This window comes from Chryseobacterium geocarposphaerae (assembly GCF_002797535.1).
Taxonomy (GTDB): Bacteria; Bacteroidota; Bacteroidia; order Flavobacteriales; family Weeksellaceae; genus Chryseobacterium; species Chryseobacterium geocarposphaerae.
This window is the reverse complement of sequence record NZ_PGFD01000002.1, coordinates 792,627-814,067: the sequence shown is the minus strand read 5'-3', so window position 1 is coordinate 814,067 and position 21,441 is coordinate 792,627. Positions and strand designations below refer to the sequence as shown.

The following is a 21,441-nucleotide window of genomic DNA, read 5'->3' as shown; positions in this document are numbered from 1 at the left end:
TTTAAGGTTGAGTTACTTAAAACTTTGAACCCCGAACTTTGAACTGTTCGTGCAAATTTAAGATTATTTTATAATTGTCACCACATTCGGTTCATCAGACGTTTTCGAGAACTTTAAAACTTTGTTGTAATAAACTTTCGAAACCTCAAAAACAGAAGGGCTCATTCTGTAGTAAATTTCCAGTGTATCAATATCTACAGGTGCATTTTGAGTATCGGATATTTTTTTGATCAGAGAAACCTGAATTTCCGACCGGTAAATTTTGTTGTCAGGATCAGTTCCATCATAAAGCTGCCTTGTTGCTCCGTCTGTATATTCTGCATAGTAAGTAGAGTCGGCAAGCATTTTACGACTGAAATTTACACTGGCTATATCAGTATCTGCCAATTCATCATTCCAGGAAACTCCTGTAAAAGAACCCACTTTTGTAGGATTTAACAGATCTTTACCCGAGGAATCCTTTATATACAGATTAAAAACCTGGTCAATTTTCTGTAAAGATTCTTCATCACTCCTACAGCTTAGAAGCGCCAATAAAATAACTGTTATCCCCCAAAAAGATTTCTTCATACTGCAAAGGTAAAATATTAATTTTTAGTCTCCTTACAGATTTTCAAAATATTTCTGATACCATAACTCAAAGGTTACAAGCTGCCAGATCTTTACACAATCATAAATGTCATTCTGATTTTGCCGCCATTCATCAATAATTTCAGCATTGAAAAAGTTTCTTTTTTTAAGACTTTCCAAATGTTTACTAATAAAATCTCTTACCCAGCTTTCATTTTTAATAAAATCATATAACGGAAATGAAAAACCTCTTTTAGGCATTTTCAAAACCTCTTCAGGAAGATATTTTTCCGCAATTTTTCTCAACAATGGTTTATTCTGAATCCCGTTATATCTCAGATTTTCAGGAACCGAAGCAACAAAATCAATCAAGTCATTACTTAAATACGGATAACGGAACTCCACTCCGTATTTCATGGCACTTAGATCATCTCTGAAAACGTGATGTGAAGAAAGTGAATACTTCATATCATATTCAAAATATCCTTTATAATCTTTGGTTTCTTGTAGATGATATTGCTTAAGGTCTGAATTAATATTTTTGAAAACAGCAGGATTAAAAACCGATTTTGCCTCAGAAGGTTTCATCCCTACCTGACTTTGTCTAAAGAAATCAAACATTGTATCCTGAGAAAAGTAATTTTTTACTTTTTTTGAAAACTGATCCTGAGTAACAAGAAAATGCCTTACAAAATTGAAATTTCTTAGAAAAAGCCATTTATTCAGCTTTAAAGAGTGAGAATATCCTGCAAAAAGTTCATCTGCTCCATTTCCGCTTAACACAACTTTGAAGCCTAATTTTTTAGCATATTCAGCAGCATTTGTTAACACCTCTAAACTACTATAGGGTTCCTCAAAATGCTGAATATTTTCCTTCAGCTCAGACAAAACTTCTTCGTCACTAATACTTTTAATATGATGTGGAATTTCAAGAGTATGAGCAACTAAACACGCATTTTTCACTTCTTCTTCCGAAAATTTGTAAGAAATGGTAAAGGCATTAATATCCTTTTTAAAAGGTTTTGATTTTGAAGTAATCAAAGTAGAGTCAATTCCTCCGCTCATCATACTGGCAACGGGAACATCGGCATGAAGCTGTTCAGAAACACTTTCAGCAAGTAAAAGATCTATTTTTTCCACAGCCTTCTTTTCTGAAATCGTTGAATTTGATTGTAGGGAAAGTTCCCAGAATTTTTCATTAATAATTCCTTGATTCTTAAGATCAATGCTCATAAAAGACCCCGGCTCCAATGAAAAAATATCTTTAAAACAGGTTTCAGGAGCTAATGTCGTCTGGAAAAGAAAGTTGGTGTAGACTCCGTTCCAATTGATTTCAGGTTTTATAAATTCGTTTTTCAGAATTGCTTTAATCTCGGAAGCCCAAATTAATCCGTTTTCATTCTTAGAATAAAATAAAGGCTTTAGACCTATTCTATCTCTGCCAAGAATAATTTTTTGCTGCTCCAGATCCACAATGCAGATCGCAAACATTCCGTCAAGCTTTACAAACATTGAGACTCCCCATTCTATATATGATTTGAGGATAACCTCCGTATCAGATTGGCTTTGAAAATGATATCCTAAAACTTCAAGCTCTTTTCTGAGTTTTTTAAAATTATAAATTTCTCCGTTGAAGGTGATGACTATTTTTTCATCCTCAGAAAGCATAGGTTGATGCCCTTTTTCAGAGAGATCAAGGATCGATAGTCTTCTGAAACCTAAAGCTATTGCTGAGTTTTCTTCCTTCAAAATCGGAAATCCTTCTTTGATCTTTTCCGTAGAGTCATGTCCGGAAAAATTTCTGCCATCAACACCGTCGGAAAGCCAAAATCCTTCATCATCGGGACCGCGATGTCTGATCGACTGATTCATCTCTGTAATATTTTTAGAGGAAATATTTTTATGAAATGAATAATAACCGCAAATTCCGCACATACTTCTGATTTTGTTGGGTAAAAATAAGCAAAACGCCTGATTTTCTAAAGTAAAAGAGATTTACTTTTTCATCAATTTTTCTTTGGCCAAACGGAGATCTTCTTTGGTAATCAGATAATCCTGAATACGAAAATCAGTAGAACGGTAAAATTTTAGAAACAGCAATAAAGCCGAAACTGAATAGGATAAAGTCGTCACTATACAAGCGCCCAAAATTCCGTATTTAGGTATCAACAGGAAAGAAAAAACAAGGGTAATCGCCAAACCAACAATTGATTTTATATTCAGAATTTTCAGTTCTTTTATTCCTGAAAAATAATAACCTATCATATCACTGAGGGCAATCGCCAGGATTCCCGGAGATAGAAGCAGCATGATTTCTTTTGTACCCCTGAAAGCTCTTCCGAAAATCATTTCATAAAGTGAACCGGGAATGATAATAATCCCTAATAAAAAGATCAGCATCAGTAAAAAAGAAAGTTTCAGTGAAGATTTTGTTTTAAGAATAGATTCTTCCCTGCTTTTGCTGTTGACGACATCTGAGTACAGAATCACTGCAATACTTCTTGTAATCGTCCAGATCGCCTCTGAAAAAGTGATTCCTATTGAAAAAACACCAACGCTTCCAATCCCCTCAAAATATTCAAGAAAGTAAAAAGAAAGCCTGTAATTCAAAAACTGAATAAAAGCACTGAGCTGGGTTTTCCAACCATACTCGAACATGCTTTTGAATACATTTTTAGATAAGGAAATATCTGAAATTTTACATTCTCTAATAACCTGAAAAAAGCTCGTCAAAAATAAAAGTGCAAGACAGCAAATCTGTGCTCCAAAATAAACGGAAACGTCTTTCTGCTGTAAGATATAAATAAAAACACTAATAAAAAGAATATGAACAAGCTGCTGTAGAACTGTATAGACATTAAATAATCTAATATTCTGTTTTCCAATAAACAGATTAACATTTACGGATAAAAGTGCTGAAAAAACTGAAATCCCAATTAAATCCATCAAATATTTAGCCTGAATATCTGCAAAACTAAATATGACAGGAATTAAAATACCCATAATAACCGACCAGATATATGAGTATATTAAAATTTGTTCGGTTTTAAATTTTGAAGCAAAATAAGAAGTGCTGCTTCCTGCAAAAATACTGCTGAAAAAACTTACGATAGCCGCATTGGCAATCACAATAGAAATCGTTCCTTTTCCCTCACTTCCCCACATATTGGTAGAGAAAATCACCAATCCAAAACTGAGGATCAGAATAAGAAAACGTGAAATAAAAGTTTTGACAACTTTGAGTTGCATGGCAATTATTTAATAGACTTTTTTACAAAATCAACGAAGGAATTCCGAATTACACCCCAGTTATATTGTTGTTCAAACGCTTTCCGAGCCTGAATTGCATGTGAATAATAATATTCTGGGTTTCGGATGTAATTTACAATTAAATCCGAAATAATTTCAGCATTTCTCGGATCCACAAGCTTCCCGAATTCTGACACATCCATATGCTCCCGGATTCCTTTAAGATCTGAATATATTACAGGTTTTCCGGCTCCTATGTAGTAAAATAATTTTATCGGTAAAGAGTGATTGTTTTCAAAATTGAGTTCACGAAGATCAAAACAGATGTCTGCATCCACAAAAGCTTCTGTAAAATGCTCAAATGATGTCGGTTTTCGGATCTCAATATGTTCAAAATTATATTCAGATAGCAAGTTTTTAAAATAATTCTCATCACTTTCCTTTCTCGCAGCTCCCACAATGAATAATTTTATGATGGTTTCCGGCATCTTTTTACTTAAAACATCTACAGCTTTAAAAAAATTACCGATTCCTTTGTCTTCTGATAGTGCTCCGGTATAGCAAAGCGTTATTTTATCTGAAGTAAGCTTTTTCGGATTGGATACAACATATTTTTTATCCGGATAATAAGGAAGAATCATGCTTTTCTTAAATGGAAAAAAGTAAGCCAGAGGAAACTTCTTTGTCTCTTCACCAAAAATAAAATAGGTGCTTAAAAAACCTGCATATAACTGAACCAGAAAAAATTTTACAGCATGAAATATCTTTGCAGGATATGAATAATTTTCAAGCATTGACATAGAAGGGTACCATTCGGTTATATCATAAATGATACTTGTTTTTTTCTTTTTCCGGTATTGTTTTGCAGCAAAAACGGCAACAGGTTCTGAACAGATAATACAATCCGGCTGAAACGAGGTGCAAATCTTTTTAAAAGTTTCAATTTTCTCCTGCACTGTATTTTCCAGGATGGGATATGATTCTATCTGAACTCCATCTACATTTCCCTGAAAATCTGAACTAAGGCTGCTTATTTTAACTTCAAACCCTTCTTCAGCAAGCGTTTTTACCTGATGAAAAAAAATTCTGTCATCATCAAAATGATGTGCAGTCGTTAAAAAAAGTACTTTTTGCATTCAGAGAGCATGTTACTAAGAAAATTTCCTCAGAAGTTTCAAACAAAAAGAAACCTCGGAGGAAATCCAAATATTTTAAAAATTTATTTTATAGAAGCAGCCCAACTTTTCTCTAGCGGCAATAAAAAATGGCTTAAGAAATCAAGATAGGTATTTTTAGAAAAATCGAACACCTGAATATCTTTGGAAATTTCGCCGTTTTTCAGTTTGGATTTAAAATCCATCAATTTCAAAGTTTTCACTTCTCCGTTTTCAACAAAGCTTGCTTTCATTCTGTCGAACAAGCCCAACTGATACTCCTCATCAATTTCTCTCATGATCTTTCCTAATGCATCAATACTGCATCCGGAAGCCATTTCTTTTTCTTCATCCACACAAATAATGATAAACTGGTTTTTCTCAATTTTAAAAGAGGAAGAAAGCGGTTTCCCGTGTGCTGCCCAAGTTGCTAAAAAGTCGTAGAGCTTTTCTGTAATTGTTTTAGCTTCTTTGGTTGTAAATGGTCTTGATGCCGGATATATAATAACTCTGTAGTCGCTGGTTTCTACAATATTAGATTCTTCAATTTTCATTTCCAATAAATTTAAAGAGTAAAATTACGCAATTTTCCTGAGTTGAAAACCATTGTATTTTTTACTTACAGCATAACACAACATCAAAAAAAGCATCAGAAGATAGCCAAAGAAAAACCTGCTTTCCGCCGAAGCCGGAAAAAACATGAATTTCAAATAAATATTGGCAAAAATGAATACTGAAAATATCCTTATCCAAAGATCTTTTGAAATATAATAAATCAACCCCATAATAAAAAATACAGCTAAAGATATTTTCTTGAAATTTATTAGTTTAAAAAAAAGAAAATGCAAGTAATAACTAAATGTGAAATTAGCAGGCTGAGCTGAAATCAAAGGTCTCCGATCTATAAATGTATCATAAAAGACATCTTTCCATCCCGGGAAATGATAATATTTGATAATAAAGAGATATAAAGCCAAAAAGAAGATGCCCTGCAAGATATAATTAAGATCTATTTTCCTGTTTTCTGAAAAATAGGTGAATCCAAAAGATGTTACCAAATAAGTAAGAGCAAAAACAATATAGTCCGGACGGATAAGTATAAGACATAAGAGCACTAAAAATATCTTCCAGCTTTCCCATTTTCTTAATAATCCCATCATAAATATGAGCAGGAAAAGCAGGGAAAACATATCCGGAACAGGAGTGTTAGATAAAGCTCGCATAGGAGGCAATATCAGTATTCCTACAGTGAGTAAAACGGATAGAATATTTTTTCCGGGAAAAAGTATGCTGAACAGAAAAAAAAGAATTAAACCCGATAAAAAGTAAGAGATAATACTTACCAGCAAAACGGAATGAGGCGGTGAAAACCCTAACTTGTATAAAAACAGAACGGCGATGTTATATCCTATTTTTATTTGATAGTAGGGTAATTGCTCTGAAAAAGCATTCGCATCTTGTTTGAAAAACTGTACGGCTTTATTGGGCTGAACAAGTCCGGAAATATCTTTGAATTGATAAGGAGAGGCCTCTTTTCGTATAGAAGTATAAGTATATTGATGGACTTTCTCCGGGGATGCAGGATATTCTCTCTGAAAAAGGCATCCAATGTAACCAGGCATATCCCAATCATAAACTCGGTTTTTGTAGCTCCAGTAACTTAAGAGAAAAACCAAAATTAAAGTAATTAGGAAAGAAATTTTCCATTTTAAATCAAACCCTTCCTTTCCTAAGAACTTCACTTAAATAGTATTGATTAAAGATCTTCTGCTTCTGCCAGAAGTTCCACAATATCTTTTACAGCAACTTCTGTATTTTTATTGAAATGCTTTACACCGTCTGTCATCATTGTATTACAGAACGGACAGCCTGTAGCGATTACTTTAGGCTCGAATGATAAAGCTTCTTCAGTTCTTTCGATATTAATATCTTTATTCCCCTTTTCAGGCTCTTTAAACATCTGCGCTCCCCCTGCTCCACAACATAATCCATTGGTTTTGCAACGCTTCATTTCTACAAGCTCGGCATCCAGCTTTTCTAAAAGCATTCTTGGCGCTTCATATTCACCATTGGCTCTTCCTAAATAGCAAGGATCATGGAACGTGATTTTCTTTCCTTTGAAAGCTCCTCCTTCAATCTTCAGGCGACCTTCTTCCATTAATGTTTTAAGGAATTGGGTGTGATGTACCACTTCATAATTTCCTCCTAAGCTTGGATATTCATTTTTTAACGTATTGAAACAATGCGGACAAGCCGTTACGATTTTTTTTACCTCGTAAGCATTCAGCACCTCAATGTTCGTTAATGCCATCATCTGAAAAACGAACTCATTTCCGGCACGTTTTGCAGGATCACCTGTGCAGCTTTCCTCCTGTCCTAAAACAGCAAATTCCACTCCTATTTTATTAAGGATCTTACAGAATGCTTTTGTTATTTTTTTGGCTCTGTCATCAAAACTTCCGGCACATCCTACCCAGAAAAGAACTTCCGGAGATTTGCCTTCCATTGCGTATTCAGCCATTGTTTTTATTGTGAAATCCATAGTAGTTTCAAATTTATCAATCTATAACAGTGCAACAGTTTACGAATGATGTCACACCGTTACATTTTACATTGTTCAATTAATTAATCATTTGCCCAGTTCAGACGGTCTGCCTGATTGTACTGCCAAGGAGCAGCATTGTTTTCCACATTCGTCATCATCAGATTCAGCTCCTGTGGTGCGGCAGACTGTTCCATCACCAGGAATCTTCTCATTTCAAAAATAATGGAAAGCGGATCCAATAGAACCGGACAGGCTTCAGTACATGCATTACACGTTGTACACGCCCAAAGTTCTTCTTTTGTAATATAATCGTTCAGCAACTTTTTCCCGTCATCTACAAAGCTTCCGTTCTTATCGATATTTCTGCCGACTTCTTCAAGACGGTCTCTTGTTTTCATTAAAATTAGCCTTGGAGAAAGCTTTTTACCCGTAATATTGGCAGGGCAAACCGAAGTACAACGACCACATTCTGTACAAGAATAGGCATTTAATAGCTGAACCTGGTTCAAATCAAAGATATCTTCTGCCCCGAATTTTGAAGGAACTTCTGCTTCTTCTTCACCCGGAGCTGCGTATGGATCTGCATTAGGATCCATCATGAGTTTAATCTCTTTGGTAACAGATTCCAGGTTGTTGAACTTTCCTTTCTTCTCCAAATTCGCATACCAAGTACTTGGGAAAGCCAAAATAATATGCAGATGTTTAGAGTAATAAAGGTAATTCATAAAGAATAAAATCCCTACAAAGTGGAACCACCAAGCCGCTTTTTCTGTGAAGAACAAGAATCCATCACTAAAGTTGCTGAAGATAGGTGCTAAGAATGTTGAACTAATCGGGAAACTTCCATGTTCAGGAAGTAAACCTCTTTGCTGAAGAACCCAATCCGCAGTATTCATTTTAAAGAAAGCCATCATTAAGGCAAACTCAATAATCAGGATCCAGTTGGCATCATGCTTTGGCCATCCGAAAAGCTCTTTCATGGTCAATCTTTTCACCCCGTAAAAATTTCTACGGATAAAGAATATCACCACCCCAATTACCACTAAAAGTGCTAAAACTTCTAATGTAGCTGTGAAGAAATTGTAAAAACCATGTCCGAATACAGATGAAAGAAATCGATGGGTTCCAAATAATCCGTCTACAATGATTTCAATAAGTTCAATGTTAATAATAATGAAACCTACATAAACGAAAAGGTGTAAAATACCCGCTACAGGTCTTTTTACCATTTTACTTTGACCCATCGCCACACGAGCCATGGTTTCCCAACGTTCACCTTTTCTGTCGTTTCTGTTGATTTCTCTTCCTAATCTGATGTTTCTATATATCTTTTGCAGACTTTTCGCAAACAGCCCGAAACCTGCAACTAATAAAATCAGAAAAATAATATTATCGATATATTGCATGGCTAAGTTTTAGTTTTTATTATTCTTTCCGAAAACTGAGAAATTGATGTATCTTTTCGGATTTGCTTTCATATCTTCTATGAGAGAATTCAGATTGGTAGAAGCCGAATTCAAATTGTTGTACAACTCTTCATCTTTCATCAGTTTACCTAAACTTCCCTGCCCTCTGTCAATTCCACCGATTACCTGATTCAGTTGTCCAACTGTTGCGTCTAAACTTGCAATGGTAGCATTCAGCTTTTTAGTATCGATACTTTCCGCAAGATTTCCATATTTATCCAAAGTCGTTTTACCACTTTGCATCGTCAGACTTGCCTCATCTAAAACTTTTTGAAGCTTAGGATCGTTATGCCCTACCAGATTATTAACACTTCCAGCCGTAGTCTGTAATGCACCTACCGTTTTATTAAGATTTGACAATAAGACTCTGATTTCAGCTCTGTTTTGATCGTCAACAATTTTATTGGCATTTGACATTAAAGAATCAACTCTGTACAAAACAGTTTGCAGCTGATCTTTTACCGGTCCTACCTGAGAAGAAAGGCTTCCCATCATTCCCAATTTAAAAGTTCCTTTCAGCGTATCTCCGTCTTTAGCAGTAGGTCCACCATATACCAAATTCACTCTCATTTCTTTTCCGGACATTAAACCCGGTTCAAAGATTTCAAGAGTAGAGTTTTTTGAAAATTCAAAATTATTGTCTACCGTAATTTTAACAATAAAATTAATCTGACCTGTTTTTGATGTTTGAGGTATAATCTTAACCACCTGTCCCACTTTCAAACCATTAATGGACACGGGAGAAGATTGAGCTAAACCTTCTACATTATCATATTTTGCGTAAAATATATTATCGGTAGTAAAAAGGCTTCTGCCTTTCATGAATTGAAACAATACGACAAAGCCTACGATAGCTAAAAGCGCAATAACACCTGCTTTTAATTCTTTACTGAACTTCACTTGCTAATTTTTTCTAATGAGCAAATATACTACATTTTAAATTAATCTTTTCTTTTATTACTCTGCTTTAAATACAAAAAAGACGGCAATAATTGCCGTCTTTATATTTTTATAGAGGAGTCTTTTTATTGTTGAGCCCCTACTTTATTCCAGATTTCAATTCTGTAATCTTCGATATCAGCATTGTCCTGCAAGCTCTTCATCCAACCCTGTCCGAACATTCCTGCATTTCTCTGGGTTACAGATTCTGTAAACTGTTTAAGATCTCCAGGTTGTTTGTTTACGGTTTCGTTCTTTTTAATTAAAACATAAACTCCTGTTCCTCCTTCAATCGGATTAGAAATCTTTCCTTTTGCAACTCCAAATGCAGCTCCTGCCACTTTAGGTTCCATAGTTCCAGCTACTGAAGGGCTTAAAAGATTCACCTGAGCAGATTGTTTTGTTGTTCCGAATTGCTTAGCAATCTGATCTAAATTACCTGCTTTACCGATTTTCTCAGCGATTTGTTTTGCAGCCAATTTATTTTTAACAACCACTTCAATCTGATCTCTTACTGATTCAGGATCAGCAAGACCTTTCTCTTGTTTCCCGTTTAGGTAAACAACAATTTTATCTCCTGTTCCGTCTACTGTAAAGAATTCTGTATCTCCTTTTTCTCTTTTCTTATCAAAAGCCCAAGCTAAGATATCCGCATCCTTGTCAGTACCCAATCCCTGAAGCTGACCGTCAAATCTTTTTGCCTGCTTAGGATTAGAGAATTGATAGTTTCCTTTTTTAGCAATATTCACAAAATCATTGAATGATTTTCCTTGTACCTGCTGAATAAATCTTCTCGCATTTTTATCTGTTTCCGCTTCTGTAGCATCAGACGGTTTAATCACTTTTACCAGGTTGGCAACTTTGTAGCCCATTGCTCCAGCCTTTTTATCCTCAATATTGATGATATGATATCCAAACTGAGTTTCAACAACTCCTGTTGCGCCTTTAGGATTTTCAGCTAAATATTTTAAGAATTCAGGAACAAAAGGCGTTTCCGGCGTAGTCCAACCTAAGCTTCCTCCCTGAGCAGCTGAACTTGGATCATTAGATAGTTTAAGGAACTCTGTAAATTTAGCTGGATTTGCTTTTACAATTGCTCCGATAGAGTCTGCTAATTTCTTAGCTTCTTCTTTAGATCTTTTCACATCCTGACCTGCAGGACTTCCTTTGAAAGCAATAAGAATATGTCTTGATAATGTAGAATCTGAAGTCTTTTTACCTAAAAGTTTAGACACTACATAAGCTCCCTGCTCCTTGTACGGGCCAAAAGTCTGTCCAACTGCAGCAGTAGCAATCTGCCCCTGAATGGTCGGAGGTAATTGATTCGGACTTACATACTTATCATTAAACGGAGCATCAGAATTAGCCATTACGAACATAGAATCGTTCTTCGTATTCTGGAAGTTTTCAGTTCCTCCGCTTGCATCTGTACCTCCTGCAAATAATTTTGTAATTTCTTTCTGAGTTGCTGCATCATCCGCTGCACTTGGTTGTGAAGGGAAAAATACTACCCCTAAGTTTCTGCTAGGCTCAGCTTTAAACATTACAGGGTGTTGTTTGATATAATTAGCTAAATCTTCTGTCGTTACATTAATTTTAGTCTTTTGAAGATAAGAAGCATAGTCAACCTTTACAAAATCAATATCTGCAAGCTGATCTCTTTCTTTCATCAATTCTTCAGCTTCTTTTTTACCTGTAGTAATTCCTGCAGAAACGTTTGCGAATACTTGTCTGGCCATTAGTCTATACTCGATTGACTTTCTCGTTTTCAACCATTGGTTATAACCTTCAGGACTCATATTCTTCATGTCCTCTATCTGTTTTTTAAGCTCCTGAGTCTTAAAATTCCCCTTCTCATCAAAGAATTGCTTATTCTGAGCAAACATCTGATCATACTGAAGCTGATTCCAGAAGTAATCTTCTGTCATCTCAAATCCCAGTTTCTCAAATTGTTGCTTAATCAGTTTAGACTGAACCAACAATTGCCAAGCCTGCTCTTCAAGACCATTTTTCGGCTGACCTTGCTGCTCTGCTTGCTGTTGTAATACAAAAAGCTGGTCGTTAAACTCTTCACGGGTAATTTTTTCACCATTTACTTTTCCTAAAACATCAGGGTTTTTACCAAACACCTTATCTATACTGTCCGGGTTTACCAAAAACGCTAAAAGCGCCAATGCAATTACTCCCATCAAAAGCCAAGGTCTACTCCTAATCTGTCCTAAAATTGCCATTTTATATATTATAGTTTTTTATCAGTTTGCGAAAATACACATTTTTAAGAAATTACAGAAATCTAAGTTCTTTTTTTAATTTTTAAAATGAAAATTTTATGAAAAAGGAAATTTTGACCGCATTTTTTCATAAAAAACAAATGGCATAAGTATTGCGCATTGTAACGCAACATCCTATATTATGTCTATTCACAACATATTATAGAATATTACTTTAACGATTTAATACGGAAATGACAATTTGTCATTCAGCATAATTATGACAGAATTTGAAGATATGAGTTTAGAAGAAATGATCAGTGATGGGTTTGATATTGTAGCTGAAGAGATCAATCTTTCTGATCTTTCAGAAACAGAAAAAAATTCAGAACAGAAAATATTCCCGATACTCCCGGTAAGAAACATGGTGATGTTTCCTAATGTGGTAATTCCTATCACTGCAGGAAGAAAAGCGTCTATACAGCTTCTTGAAGAAGCGCAGAAAAACGGTGATTTTATCGGAATTGTAAGTCAGAAAAATTCAGAGCTTGAATCTCCGACCGAAAAAGACCTTTATCATACAGGTACATTAGCGAAGATCATTAAAATCATTAAACTTCCTGAGGGCAATATTACAGCCATTACTAAAGGCTTCCACAGGTTTAAGATCAAAAAGATGATTGAAGCACAACCTTATTTTAAAGCTGAGATTTCAAAATTAAAGGATTCAAAGCCTAAAAATAAAGAAGAATATGAAGCATTGCTAGAAAATGTTAAAGACCTGGCTTTAAAAATCATAGAGCTGGATCCGAACATTCCGAATGCCGCTAATTTTGCGATCAAGAACATCAACAATAATGATGATTTATTAAATTTCATCTGTACGAATGCTAATTTCCCTTCAGTTGAAAAGCAAAAGCTGCTTGAAGAGAAAAACCTGATGGAAAGAGCCAATAAGTGCTATGAAATGATGCATGAAGATTTCAGAAGACTTGAATTGAGAAATCAGATTCATCAGAAAACATCCAAGGATCTTGACAAACAGCAGAGAGAATATTTTCTGAATCAACAGATCAGAACCATTCAGGAAGAACTTGGAGGCGGTCCGGAAAGTGATATTGAAGACCTGATTGCCAAAGCAAAAAAGAAAACATGGAGCCCGGAAGTTGAGGAGCATTTCCAAAAGGAAATCAGCAGATTACAACGCCAGAATCCTAATTCGCCCGACTATAATGTTCAGAGAAATTATCTGGATTTCTTCACAGATCTTCCGTGGGAAACTTACACGAAAGATGTTTTTGATATTGCCAAAGCTGAGAAAATTTTAGATAAAGCTCATTTTGGATTAGAAGATATCAAAAAGAGAATTTTGGAACACATGGCTGTTTTAAAACTAAAAAACAACATGAAATCTCCTATTCTTTTATTGGTTGGTCCTCCTGGAGTTGGTAAAACATCATTAGGAAAATCCATTGCGGATGCATTAGGTAGAAAATATGTAAGACTTTCTTTGGGTGGACTTCATGATGAAAGTGAAATCCGCGGGCACAGAAAGACGTATATCGGTGCCATGGCGGGAAGAATCCTTCAATCGATCAAGAAATCGGGAACATCCAATCCTGTAATTGTGCTGGATGAGATGGATAAAATAGGGCAAGGTTTACATGGTGATCCGAGCTCAGCACTTTTAGAAGTTCTTGATCCTGAACAGAATAAGTCTTTCTATGATAACTTCTTAGAAATGGGATATGATCTGTCTAAAGTAATGTTCATTGCAACGGCAAATTCATTATCTACCATTCAGACTCCATTGCTGGACAGAACTGAGATTATTCAGATTGCAGGCTATACTTTAGAGGAGAAAATCGAAATTGCTAAAAGACATTTAATAAAAAAGCAGCAGGATGAGAATGGTTTGGATGCAAAATCATTCAAACTCGGGAATGCTGAATTAAAACATATTATTGAAGCCCACACTTCCGAAAGCGGTGTAAGAAGCTTAGAAAAAAGAATTGCTTCTATTGCCCGTTGGGTAGCTTTGCAGACGGCATTAGAGAAAAAATATGACAGTAAAATTTCTGTTGAGAAAGTAGATGAAATCCTGGGTGTTCCAAGACCGAAAAGCTTATCTGAAATCACCGGAGTTCCGGGAGTTGTAACAGGTTTAGCCTGGACAAGTGTTGGCGGAGATATTCTATTCATCGAAAGTATTTTAAGTAATGGAAAAGGAGCTTTGACCATGACAGGAAATCTAGGTACTGTAATGAAAGAGTCCGCTACGATTGCTTTAGAATACATCAAAGCAAAACATGATGAATTAGGAATTTCTCAGGAAGACATTGAAAAGCACAATATTCACGTGCACGTTCCGGAAGGAGCAACTCCTAAAGACGGACCTTCTGCCGGTATTGCCATGCTGACTTCTATGGTTTCATCATTTAAAAATAAAAAAGTGAAACCTCATCTTGCCATGACAGGAGAGATTACTTTAAGAGGAAAAGTGCTTCCTGTAGGAGGAATTAAAGAAAAGCTCCTTGCTGCAACTAGAGCGGGAATTAAAGATGTAATTCTTTGTGAAGCCAACAGAAAAGACGTTGAAGAAATTAAAAAAGACTATTTAAAAAATCTTAATGTTCACTATGTCAACCGAATGGAAGAGGTGATCGATATTGCGATCGAAAAATAATCCGTAACATATTAACATTCTCAATAAAAGAAAGCACGTTTCAGATTTCTGGAACGTGTTTTTGATTTGCATACAAACCGCTTATTATTCAAAGGGTTTTCTTAACTTTATGCAGCAGATTTTGAAATTATGAACTTTCTAAGACTTCCATTTCTTGTTAAATTTACCCTTGTAATCATTTCCCTCATTGGACTTGGCTATATTTTAGCATTGGGGCAGAGCATATTAGCTCCGTTCTTTTTAGCGTTCTTAATGGCTATGTTATTTTTGCCATTTGCCACTTTTCTGGAAAGAAAACTTAGATTTCCAAGATCACTTTCCACCATGACATCAGTACTCATCATGCTTATTTTTTTAAGTGGAATGATTTATTTTTTCGGTTCACAATTATCTACTTTCAGCAAAGACATTCCTCATCTCAGAGATCAGTTCATTAATGTATTTGATAATCTGCAGCATTGGGTTTCAAGAACGTTCAATATAAAAATCAATGACCAGCTTGATTACCTTGATCAAGGGCTGAACAAGCTTCTTTCTTCTTCAGGGTTAATTTTAGGATTTACCTTAGGCGTATTTTCAACGGGATTTGCTTTTATTCTATTTTTCCTGTTATTTTTCATTTTTATCCTGAATTACAGAAGAATCTTAAATAATTTCATCGTGACTGTTTTTAATGAAAAACATAAAGCCAGTGTAGAAGAAGTGGTAAGCCAGGTAAGAATCATGACCAAAAAATACATTATCGGACTTTGTCTGCAGGTATTTATCGTTTCTGTTCTTACTTCAATTGTTCTTACGATTGTGGGTGTAAAGTATGCTGTGCTTCTCGCTGTTCTAACCGGGTTACTGAATGTAATTCCTTATCTGGGAATTTGTATTTCACTAGTAGTTTCCTGCTTCATTGCATTCGCAACGGGAACACCTTCCACCTGTATTTATGTTGTCATTGGCTACATAGCCGTTCATATTATTGATGGAAATATTATTTTGCCTTTTGTTGTAGGTTCAAAAGTAAAGATCAATGCACTTTTTTCATTTTTAGGAATCATTATCGGTGAACATCTTTGGGGAATTGCAGGAATGTTTTTGTGTATTCCGGCCATTGCAATCATCAAGATTATCTTTGAAAGAGTTAATGGTTTACAGCCTTGGGGAAAATTACTTGGAGAAGAAGAAAAACCCGACAAAAAGAAAAAGAGCTACAAAATCTCGAAGAACATTACTCTTAAGGAAATGGATTAATTATTAGCAAATAAGCAATTTTAAAATACTATAAAACGCCTTCAATTGGAAGGCGTTTTATTTTCTATAAAGGACAAAGTGGCTGTAATCCATTTGGACATGTTTCCGTACAAAGAATATAAGTTCCACTATCCGGACAGTATCCATAAGACGGGCCTCCTGGTCCTCCAGGATCACCACCCAAACAAGGATCTCCCGGCGGAATTTTGCATGGACATCCTATTGGTCCGATATCACATTGTCCGGGGCCACCGCCTCCAAGCACTTCTTTTAAATCTGAACGATTTAATTTTTTAAGATTTTTCATAAAAATATTTGTTTAGTTTGTTCTAGACAAATATATAAAATAGGACGATACAGACCGTTAAATATTTCCCTAAAAAGAGAGTATTTATAAAACATACCCCATTTTTAATCAACGGATTACATTTTTATTTAACTTTAATAAAAATAAAACTCATGAAAATTATAAAATTTATCCTGGCCCTTCTTTTCGGATTAATGTTCATTAATGCCGGATTAAACAAATTCTTTAATTATATGCCCATGGAAAAGCCAACACCAGAGCAAATGAAACTTTTTGCTGCGTTTGGAGAAATTCATTGGCTGATGCCGTTAGTTGGACTCGTAGAAGTTATTGGTGGATTATTATTTATTTTCCCAAAAACAAGAGCTTTAGGCGCAATTGTTATTTTACCTGTAATGGTAGGAATTGTAGTTCACGTGTTCACGATGGATAAATCCCCAATGGGAATGTCAATTGCAGGAGTTCTTTTCCTTATCAATCTCTGGATGATTATTGACAACAAAGAAAAATATAAAGCTTTGGTAAGTTGATTAAAAAGTGAATGGTGAATAGTCAATTCGCTTAGCTTGTCAATTTTTTAAATTCACTATTCACTATTCACCATTCACAATATCATCATATAAATGCACTGAACCCAGTAATGGATCTTCCGACAATCAGAGAATTGATTTCCTTTGTTCCTTCATAGGAATAGATTGCTTCTGCATCGGCAACAAATCTGGCAACATCATATTCCAACAGAATTCCATTACCTCCCATTACTTCACGTGCTCTTGAGACAATATCCCGCGTTCTTAATGTGCAGAAAACTTTTGCCAGAGAAGCATGTTCGTCTTTTAGAATTCCTTCGTCCTGCATTTCGGAAAGTCTAAAGACCATGGTCTGCATTGCTGTCAAATTCGATAACATTTCCACCAGATGCCCCTGAATCATTTGGAAGGAAGCGATCGGTTTACCAAATTGTTCTCTTTTTCGGGTATAATCTAAAGCACTTTCATAAGCTCCTCTTGCACAACCTGTAGCCATCCACGCAACTCCTGCTCTCGTCATTCTCAATACTTTTCCGGTATCTTTAAATGAGTTGGCATTTTGTAAACGGTTTTCTTCTGTGATTAGACAATCTTTCAACGTAATCAGTCCGTTCTGAACGATTCTCAATGCCATTTTTCCTTTAATTTTTTCAACTGAATAGCCAGGATTATCTTTTTCAACAATAAAACCTTTTACTTCTCCGTCATCCAAATCTCTTGCCCAAATGATAATAACATCCGCAAACGTAGCATTTCCAATCCATTTTTTCTGGCCATTTAAAATCCAGCCTTCCGGTGTTTTCTTACAGGTTACCGTTAGGCCTCCTGCTGCTCCGGAACCAACTTCAGGCTCCGTTAAACCAAACGCTCCGATTTTTTCAAACTTCTGCATCTGAGGAAGCCACTTCTGCTTTTGTTCTTCCGAACCACAGATGTAAATGGATCCCATTGCCAAACCGGATTGCACCCCAAAGAAAGTTGCAATAGAAGCATCAATTCTTGCCATTTCCATCGCAATGACGCCCTCCATTAGAAAGGGCATTCCCGGACAGCCATAACCTTCATAGGTAACTCCACAAATATTCAGCTTTTGAAATTTTGGAATTAATTCATGTGGAAATTCATCTCTAAGCCAGTAGTGATTCACCAAGGGTTTTACTTCTTTTTCCATAAAAGTTCTCACTTTAAGCTGAACTTCGCGCTGTTCAGGGCTCAACGTATGGTAGATATCATAGAAATCTCCATCTATTGGAGGAAGTTCTTTCTTTTTTTTATTCGGATCAAGCATTTTCATTAAACCTCCGAGTTGTTTATCGTCGAGTTTTGAGAAATTTTGCATCAGCTTAGGGAGATCCACTTTTTGAGAAATTGCACTTAGCTGATCAAAGTCTATAGATCTGAATAATTCTATGGCGTTTCTGATTTTGGAAAAAGTATTTGACATAGTAATTGTTTGTGTATTGATTTGTAAAAGGTAAGCAAAAATTACTCCGAAAACAAGTATGTTTACTCAAATTCGTTTTACAAAAAACTGAATTACAGCTATTTAAAACGTTATTTTTCTTTACAAAATTTTTACTTTCGATTTTCAATCTTTACAACTGATTCCGTCTGAACTTTGGATTAAGCAAAACATTAAAAATCTACATTATGAAAACGACGTACATCAGATTATCAATTGCAACAGCACTTTTATTGGGAATTTATTCATGCAAAAAACAGGAAACAATAGAAAACTACGGAGAAGCTTCCGGTATTATGGATTCAACTGCAGTTGCTACTTCAGACAGTATTTCTTCGGTGGCTACCATGAAGGTACAAGACAAACAGTTCATCAAAACAGCAGATGTAAACATGGAAGTAAAAGACGTTTATGATGCTACGATTTCTATTGAAAAATCGGTTCAGGAGCTGGGAGGATTTGTAACCCACAGTAATTTAAAAAGCAATGTGATCTCAGAAGACACTTACAATACATCTAATGAAGAAGCTATGCTGATCAAAAAATACCAATCGGAGAACAGAATTCAGGTAAGAGTTCCGACTGTCAAGCTGGGAGAATTTTTAACGCTGATTAATGACAAAAAACTATTTCTGAATTCAAGGTCAATCAATGCAGAAGATGTGACTTCTAACATAAAATACGCTGAACTGGAAGGAAAAAGAATCAAAAAGACAAGTGAAAATATATCACAATTGAAGACCAACAAGGATAAAGTAAAACTGGATGATGAAAACATGTCTGAAAGCAACCAGCAACAATATGCGAATATGGATGTAACCGATAACCTGAAATACAGTACCGTCGATATTTACATTAAGGAACCAAAAATCAGAATCGCAGAAATTGCCATTACCAATACTAAAAGCATCGATGACAAATATAAATTTGATTTTATCTACAGTGCAAAATCCGCTTTTGTGGAAGGATATTATTTAATTCAAAGAATTGTTGTAGGACTAATTGTGATCTGGCCTATATTATTGATTGGAGCTGCTATTTTATTTCTATATAGAAAAAGAAAATCTATAAAAAAACAATCGACAACAGAAATATAGAGCTATCCTAACCTTTCGGTTATCTATATAAATTTTTAAATTTTACAAAAAAACCTCCGGAATTAATCTGGGGGTTTTTACCTTTAAAATTTCTTTTAAAAATTTTAAAAATGTTGGCTATGAAAAATCAGCCAAAAACTATACCTGCAATCAATAAATATCCACATTTTTTTTATCAATTCTTCCGAAGAATCAATAATTCAACAACTGATTTTTTAATCATCAATTAACATCATTGAACTAAAATTCCGTAAATTTGCAAATCAATAATTTTGCATGAGGATTTGGCATTCAACAATCCTAAATCCAAAGCCTTAAAACTTTAATTTCTGAATACATTATGCTATCAAAAATAAATCCTTTACATACTGAAAGCTGGAAAGCATTGGACGAACATTTCGGAGACAACGACTTTGATTTAAGAAGTCTTTTTCAGGAAAACCCTGATCGTTTCAAAGAATTTTCGTTACAAAGAGATAATTTTCTTTTTGATTATTCAAAAAACCTGATCGATTCCAGAACAAAAGAACTTTTACTGAATCTGGCCGAAGAATGTCAGCTGAAGGATGCTATTTCTAAAATGTTTTCTGGTGACAAAATCAACCAAACTGAAGGAAGAGCCGTTCTTCATACCGCGTTAAGAGATTTTTCCGGTAAAAATATTTTGGTAGATGGAGAAAATATCAAACCTCAGATTAAAAGAGTATTAGATCATATGAAATCTTTTTCTGAAAGTATTATTTCAGGAGCTCACAAAGGTTTCAGCGGAAAAGAAATTACCGATGTCGTGAATATCGGAATTGGAGGCTCGGATTTGGGGCCTGTTATGGTAGTTTCCGCTTTAAAACATTTTAAAACTAGATTAAACGTTCACTTTGTTTCTAATGTAGACGGAAATCATATCGCAGAAGTTGTAAAGAATTTGAATCCTGAAACAACTTTATTCATCATTGCTTCTAAAACGTTTACAACTCAGGAGACAATGACCAATGCCAACTCAGCAAAGGACTGGTTCTTACAGGCTGGAAAACAGGAAGATGTAGCCAAGCATTTTGTGGCTTTATCGACTAACGTTCAATCTGTTAAAGACTTCGGAATTGCAGAAGAAAATATCTTCGAATTCTGGGATTGGGTTGGCGGCAGATACTCTCTTTGGAGTGCAATCGGATTAAGTATTGTGCTTGCAGTGGGTTACGAAAACTTCGAACAATTATTAAAAGGAGCTTTTGATACGGATCAGCATTTCCAGACTGCAGAATTTTCTGAAAATGTTCCTGTTTTAATGGGACTTTTAGGAATCTGGTACCGTAATTTCTATGCAGCAACAAGCTATGCTATTCTTCCTTATTCTCAATATTTAGACAGATTTGCAGCTTATCTTCAACAGGGAGATATGGAAAGTAACGGAAAATGTGTAGACAGAAACGGTGAGTTTGTTGAATATGAAACAGGACCAATCATTTGGGGAGAGCCTGGAACAAACGGACAGCATGCTTTCTATCAGTTAATTCACCAGGGAACTGAACTGATTCCTGCTGATTTTATCGCTTATGCAAAAAGCCCAAATAAAGTTTCTGATCACCAGGATAAATTGTTAGCTAACTTTTTTGCTCAGACAGAGGCACTTGCCTTCGGAAAAACAGAAGAAGAAGTTGAGGAAGAACTTAAAAATTCAGGAAAATCAGATGAAGAAATTAATTCCTTATTAAACTATAAGGTCTTCCACGGAAACACTCCGACTAACTCTATATTATTCAAAGAATTAACTCCTTTTTCATTAGGACAATTAATTGCTTTATATGAGCACAAAATTTTCGTTCAGGGTGTGATCTGGAATATTTTCAGCTTCGACCAGTTTGGGGTGGAGCTAGGAAAAGTTTTAGCCAATAAAATCCTTCCAGAACTAGAAAACAATGAGACAATTAGCTCTCATGACAGCTCGACCAACGGGTTGATCAATTATTATAAAGGAAATAAGTAAAAG

The 21,441-nt window shown here is 35.3% G+C and carries 17 protein-coding genes; 5 read left to right on the top strand and 12 right to left on the bottom strand.

Going from position 1 to position 21,441, the window contains the following annotated elements:
* Nucleotides 1–63: 63 nt before the first annotated feature.
* The 10 genes from CLV73_RS15410 to CLV73_RS15365 all read right to left on the bottom strand — a co-directional run bounded on the left by CLV73_RS15410 (nucleotide 64) and on the right by CLV73_RS15365 (nucleotide 12,154).
* Entirely contained in the window at nucleotides 64–570 is a 507-nt protein-coding gene (locus CLV73_RS15410) for a hypothetical protein (protein ID WP_100377745.1), read from the bottom strand.
* 33 nt (nucleotides 571–603) lie between these two features.
* Nucleotides 604–2,505, bottom strand: a complete 1,902-nt coding sequence (gene asnB / locus CLV73_RS15405; RefSeq protein WP_100377744.1) for an asparagine synthase (glutamine-hydrolyzing) — start codon at nucleotides 2,503–2,505, stop codon at nucleotides 604–606.
* 60 nt (nucleotides 2,506–2,565) lie between these two features.
* A complete protein-coding gene (locus CLV73_RS15400) occupies nucleotides 2,566–3,819 on the bottom strand; it encodes an MATE family efflux transporter (protein ID WP_100377743.1) in 1,254 nt (417 codons plus the stop codon).
* Nucleotides 3,820–3,824: 5 nt separating this feature from the next.
* Nucleotides 3,825–4,955, bottom strand: a complete 1,131-nt coding sequence (locus CLV73_RS15395; protein ID WP_100377742.1) for a glycosyltransferase — start codon at nucleotides 4,953–4,955, stop codon at nucleotides 3,825–3,827.
* A gap of 83 nt (nucleotides 4,956–5,038) precedes the next feature.
* Complete coding sequence (locus CLV73_RS15390) at nucleotides 5,039–5,527, bottom strand: hypothetical protein (protein ID WP_100377741.1); 489 nt, start codon at nucleotides 5,525–5,527, stop codon at nucleotides 5,039–5,041.
* Nucleotides 5,528–5,551: 24 nt separating this feature from the next.
* Complete coding sequence (locus tag CLV73_RS15385; protein ID WP_100377740.1) at nucleotides 5,552–6,715, bottom strand: hypothetical protein; 1,164 nt, start codon at nucleotides 6,713–6,715, stop codon at nucleotides 5,552–5,554.
* A gap of 14 nt (nucleotides 6,716–6,729) precedes the next feature.
* A complete protein-coding gene (locus tag CLV73_RS15380; protein ID WP_100377739.1) occupies nucleotides 6,730–7,515 on the bottom strand; it encodes a (Fe-S)-binding protein in 786 nt (261 codons plus the stop codon).
* A gap of 83 nt (nucleotides 7,516–7,598) precedes the next feature.
* Complete coding sequence (locus CLV73_RS15375) at nucleotides 7,599–8,924, bottom strand: (Fe-S)-binding protein (RefSeq protein ID WP_100377738.1); 1,326 nt, start codon at nucleotides 8,922–8,924, stop codon at nucleotides 7,599–7,601.
* 9 nt (nucleotides 8,925–8,933) lie between these two features.
* A complete protein-coding gene (locus tag CLV73_RS15370) occupies nucleotides 8,934–9,884 on the bottom strand; it encodes an MlaD family protein (RefSeq protein ID WP_100377737.1) in 951 nt (316 codons plus the stop codon).
* A 125-nt stretch (nucleotides 9,885–10,009) separates the two neighbouring features.
* Entirely contained in the window at nucleotides 10,010–12,154 is a 2,145-nt protein-coding gene (locus tag CLV73_RS15365) for a peptidylprolyl isomerase (protein WP_100377736.1), read from the bottom strand.
* Between the two features lie 259 nt (nucleotides 12,155–12,413).
* Here CLV73_RS15365 and lon point away from each other — a divergent pair, with 259 nt between their 5' ends.
* Together lon and CLV73_RS15355 are read left to right on the top strand one after the other, a co-directional pair.
* Nucleotides 12,414–14,819 carry an endopeptidase La gene (gene lon, locus CLV73_RS15360; RefSeq protein ID WP_100377735.1) on the top strand — a complete coding sequence of 802 codons (2,406 nt, stop codon included), beginning with the start codon at nucleotides 12,414–12,416 and terminating at the stop codon, nucleotides 14,817–14,819.
* Nucleotides 14,820–14,948: 129 nt separating this feature from the next.
* Entirely contained in the window at nucleotides 14,949–16,061 is a 1,113-nt protein-coding gene (locus CLV73_RS15355; RefSeq protein ID WP_100377734.1) for an AI-2E family transporter, read from the top strand.
* Between the two features lie 64 nt (nucleotides 16,062–16,125).
* Here CLV73_RS15355 and CLV73_RS15350 read toward each other — a convergent pair whose 3' ends face one another.
* Nucleotides 16,126–16,368, bottom strand: a complete 243-nt coding sequence (locus tag CLV73_RS15350) for a bacteriocin-like protein (protein ID WP_100377733.1) — start codon at nucleotides 16,366–16,368, stop codon at nucleotides 16,126–16,128.
* A 152-nt stretch (nucleotides 16,369–16,520) separates the two neighbouring features.
* Between CLV73_RS15350 and CLV73_RS15345 the strand changes: the two genes are divergently transcribed.
* Entirely contained in the window at nucleotides 16,521–16,898 is a 378-nt protein-coding gene (locus CLV73_RS15345; RefSeq protein ID WP_100377732.1) for a DoxX family protein, read from the top strand.
* A gap of 85 nt (nucleotides 16,899–16,983) precedes the next feature.
* On the opposite strand, the gene CLV73_RS15340 is transcribed toward CLV73_RS15345, so the two are convergent.
* A complete protein-coding gene (locus tag CLV73_RS15340) occupies nucleotides 16,984–18,342 on the bottom strand; it encodes an acyl-CoA dehydrogenase family protein (protein ID WP_100377731.1) in 1,359 nt (452 codons plus the stop codon).
* A 206-nt stretch (nucleotides 18,343–18,548) separates the two neighbouring features.
* On the opposite strand from CLV73_RS15340, the gene CLV73_RS15335 reads away from it, so the two are divergent.
* Both CLV73_RS15335 and pgi read left to right on the top strand, forming a co-directional pair.
* On the top strand, nucleotides 18,549–19,457 hold the full coding sequence (locus CLV73_RS15335) for a DUF4349 domain-containing protein (protein WP_100377730.1): 909 nt from the start codon (nucleotides 18,549–18,551) through the stop codon (nucleotides 19,455–19,457).
* Between the two features lie 340 nt (nucleotides 19,458–19,797).
* A complete protein-coding gene (pgi, locus tag CLV73_RS15330; RefSeq protein ID WP_100377729.1) occupies nucleotides 19,798–21,438 on the top strand; it encodes a glucose-6-phosphate isomerase in 1,641 nt (546 codons plus the stop codon).
* The last annotated feature ends 3 nt before the right edge of the window (nucleotides 21,439–21,441 follow it).

What these genes read in the sequence shown, in the direction of transcription:
- CLV73_RS15410 (WP_100377745.1), bottom strand. Translation starts at nt 570, where the DNA reads ATGAAGAAATCTTTTTGGGGGATAACAGTTATTTTATTGGCGCTTCTA.
- asnB (WP_100377744.1), bottom strand. Translation starts at nt 2,505, where the DNA reads ATGTGCGGAATTTGCGGTTATTATTCATTTCATAAAAATATTTCCTCT.
- CLV73_RS15400 (WP_100377743.1), bottom strand. Translation starts at nt 3,819, where the DNA reads ATGCAACTCAAAGTTGTCAAAACTTTTATTTCACGTTTTCTTATTCTG.
- CLV73_RS15395 (WP_100377742.1), bottom strand. Translation starts at nt 4,955, where the DNA reads ATGCAAAAAGTACTTTTTTTAACGACTGCACATCATTTTGATGATGAC.
- CLV73_RS15390 (WP_100377741.1), bottom strand. Translation starts at nt 5,527, where the DNA reads ATGAAAATTGAAGAATCTAATATTGTAGAAACCAGCGACTACAGAGTT.
- CLV73_RS15380 (WP_100377739.1), bottom strand. Translation starts at nt 7,515, where the DNA reads ATGGATTTCACAATAAAAACAATGGCTGAATACGCAATGGAAGGCAAA.
- CLV73_RS15375 (WP_100377738.1), bottom strand. Translation starts at nt 8,924, where the DNA reads ATGCAATATATCGATAATATTATTTTTCTGATTTTATTAGTTGCAGGT.
- CLV73_RS15365 (WP_100377736.1), bottom strand. Translation starts at nt 12,154, where the DNA reads ATGGCAATTTTAGGACAGATTAGGAGTAGACCTTGGCTTTTGATGGGA.
- lon (WP_100377735.1), top strand. Translation starts at nt 12,414, where the DNA reads ATGACAGAATTTGAAGATATGAGTTTAGAAGAAATGATCAGTGATGGG.
- CLV73_RS15355 (WP_100377734.1), top strand. Translation starts at nt 14,949, where the DNA reads ATGAACTTTCTAAGACTTCCATTTCTTGTTAAATTTACCCTTGTAATC.
- CLV73_RS15350 (WP_100377733.1), bottom strand. Translation starts at nt 16,368, where the DNA reads ATGAAAAATCTTAAAAAATTAAATCGTTCAGATTTAAAAGAAGTGCTT.
- CLV73_RS15345 (WP_100377732.1), top strand. Translation starts at nt 16,521, where the DNA reads ATGAAAATTATAAAATTTATCCTGGCCCTTCTTTTCGGATTAATGTTC.
- CLV73_RS15340 (WP_100377731.1), bottom strand. Translation starts at nt 18,342, where the DNA reads ATGTCAAATACTTTTTCCAAAATCAGAAACGCCATAGAATTATTCAGA.
- CLV73_RS15335 (WP_100377730.1), top strand. Translation starts at nt 18,549, where the DNA reads ATGAAAACGACGTACATCAGATTATCAATTGCAACAGCACTTTTATTG.
- pgi (WP_100377729.1), top strand. Translation starts at nt 19,798, where the DNA reads ATGCTATCAAAAATAAATCCTTTACATACTGAAAGCTGGAAAGCATTG.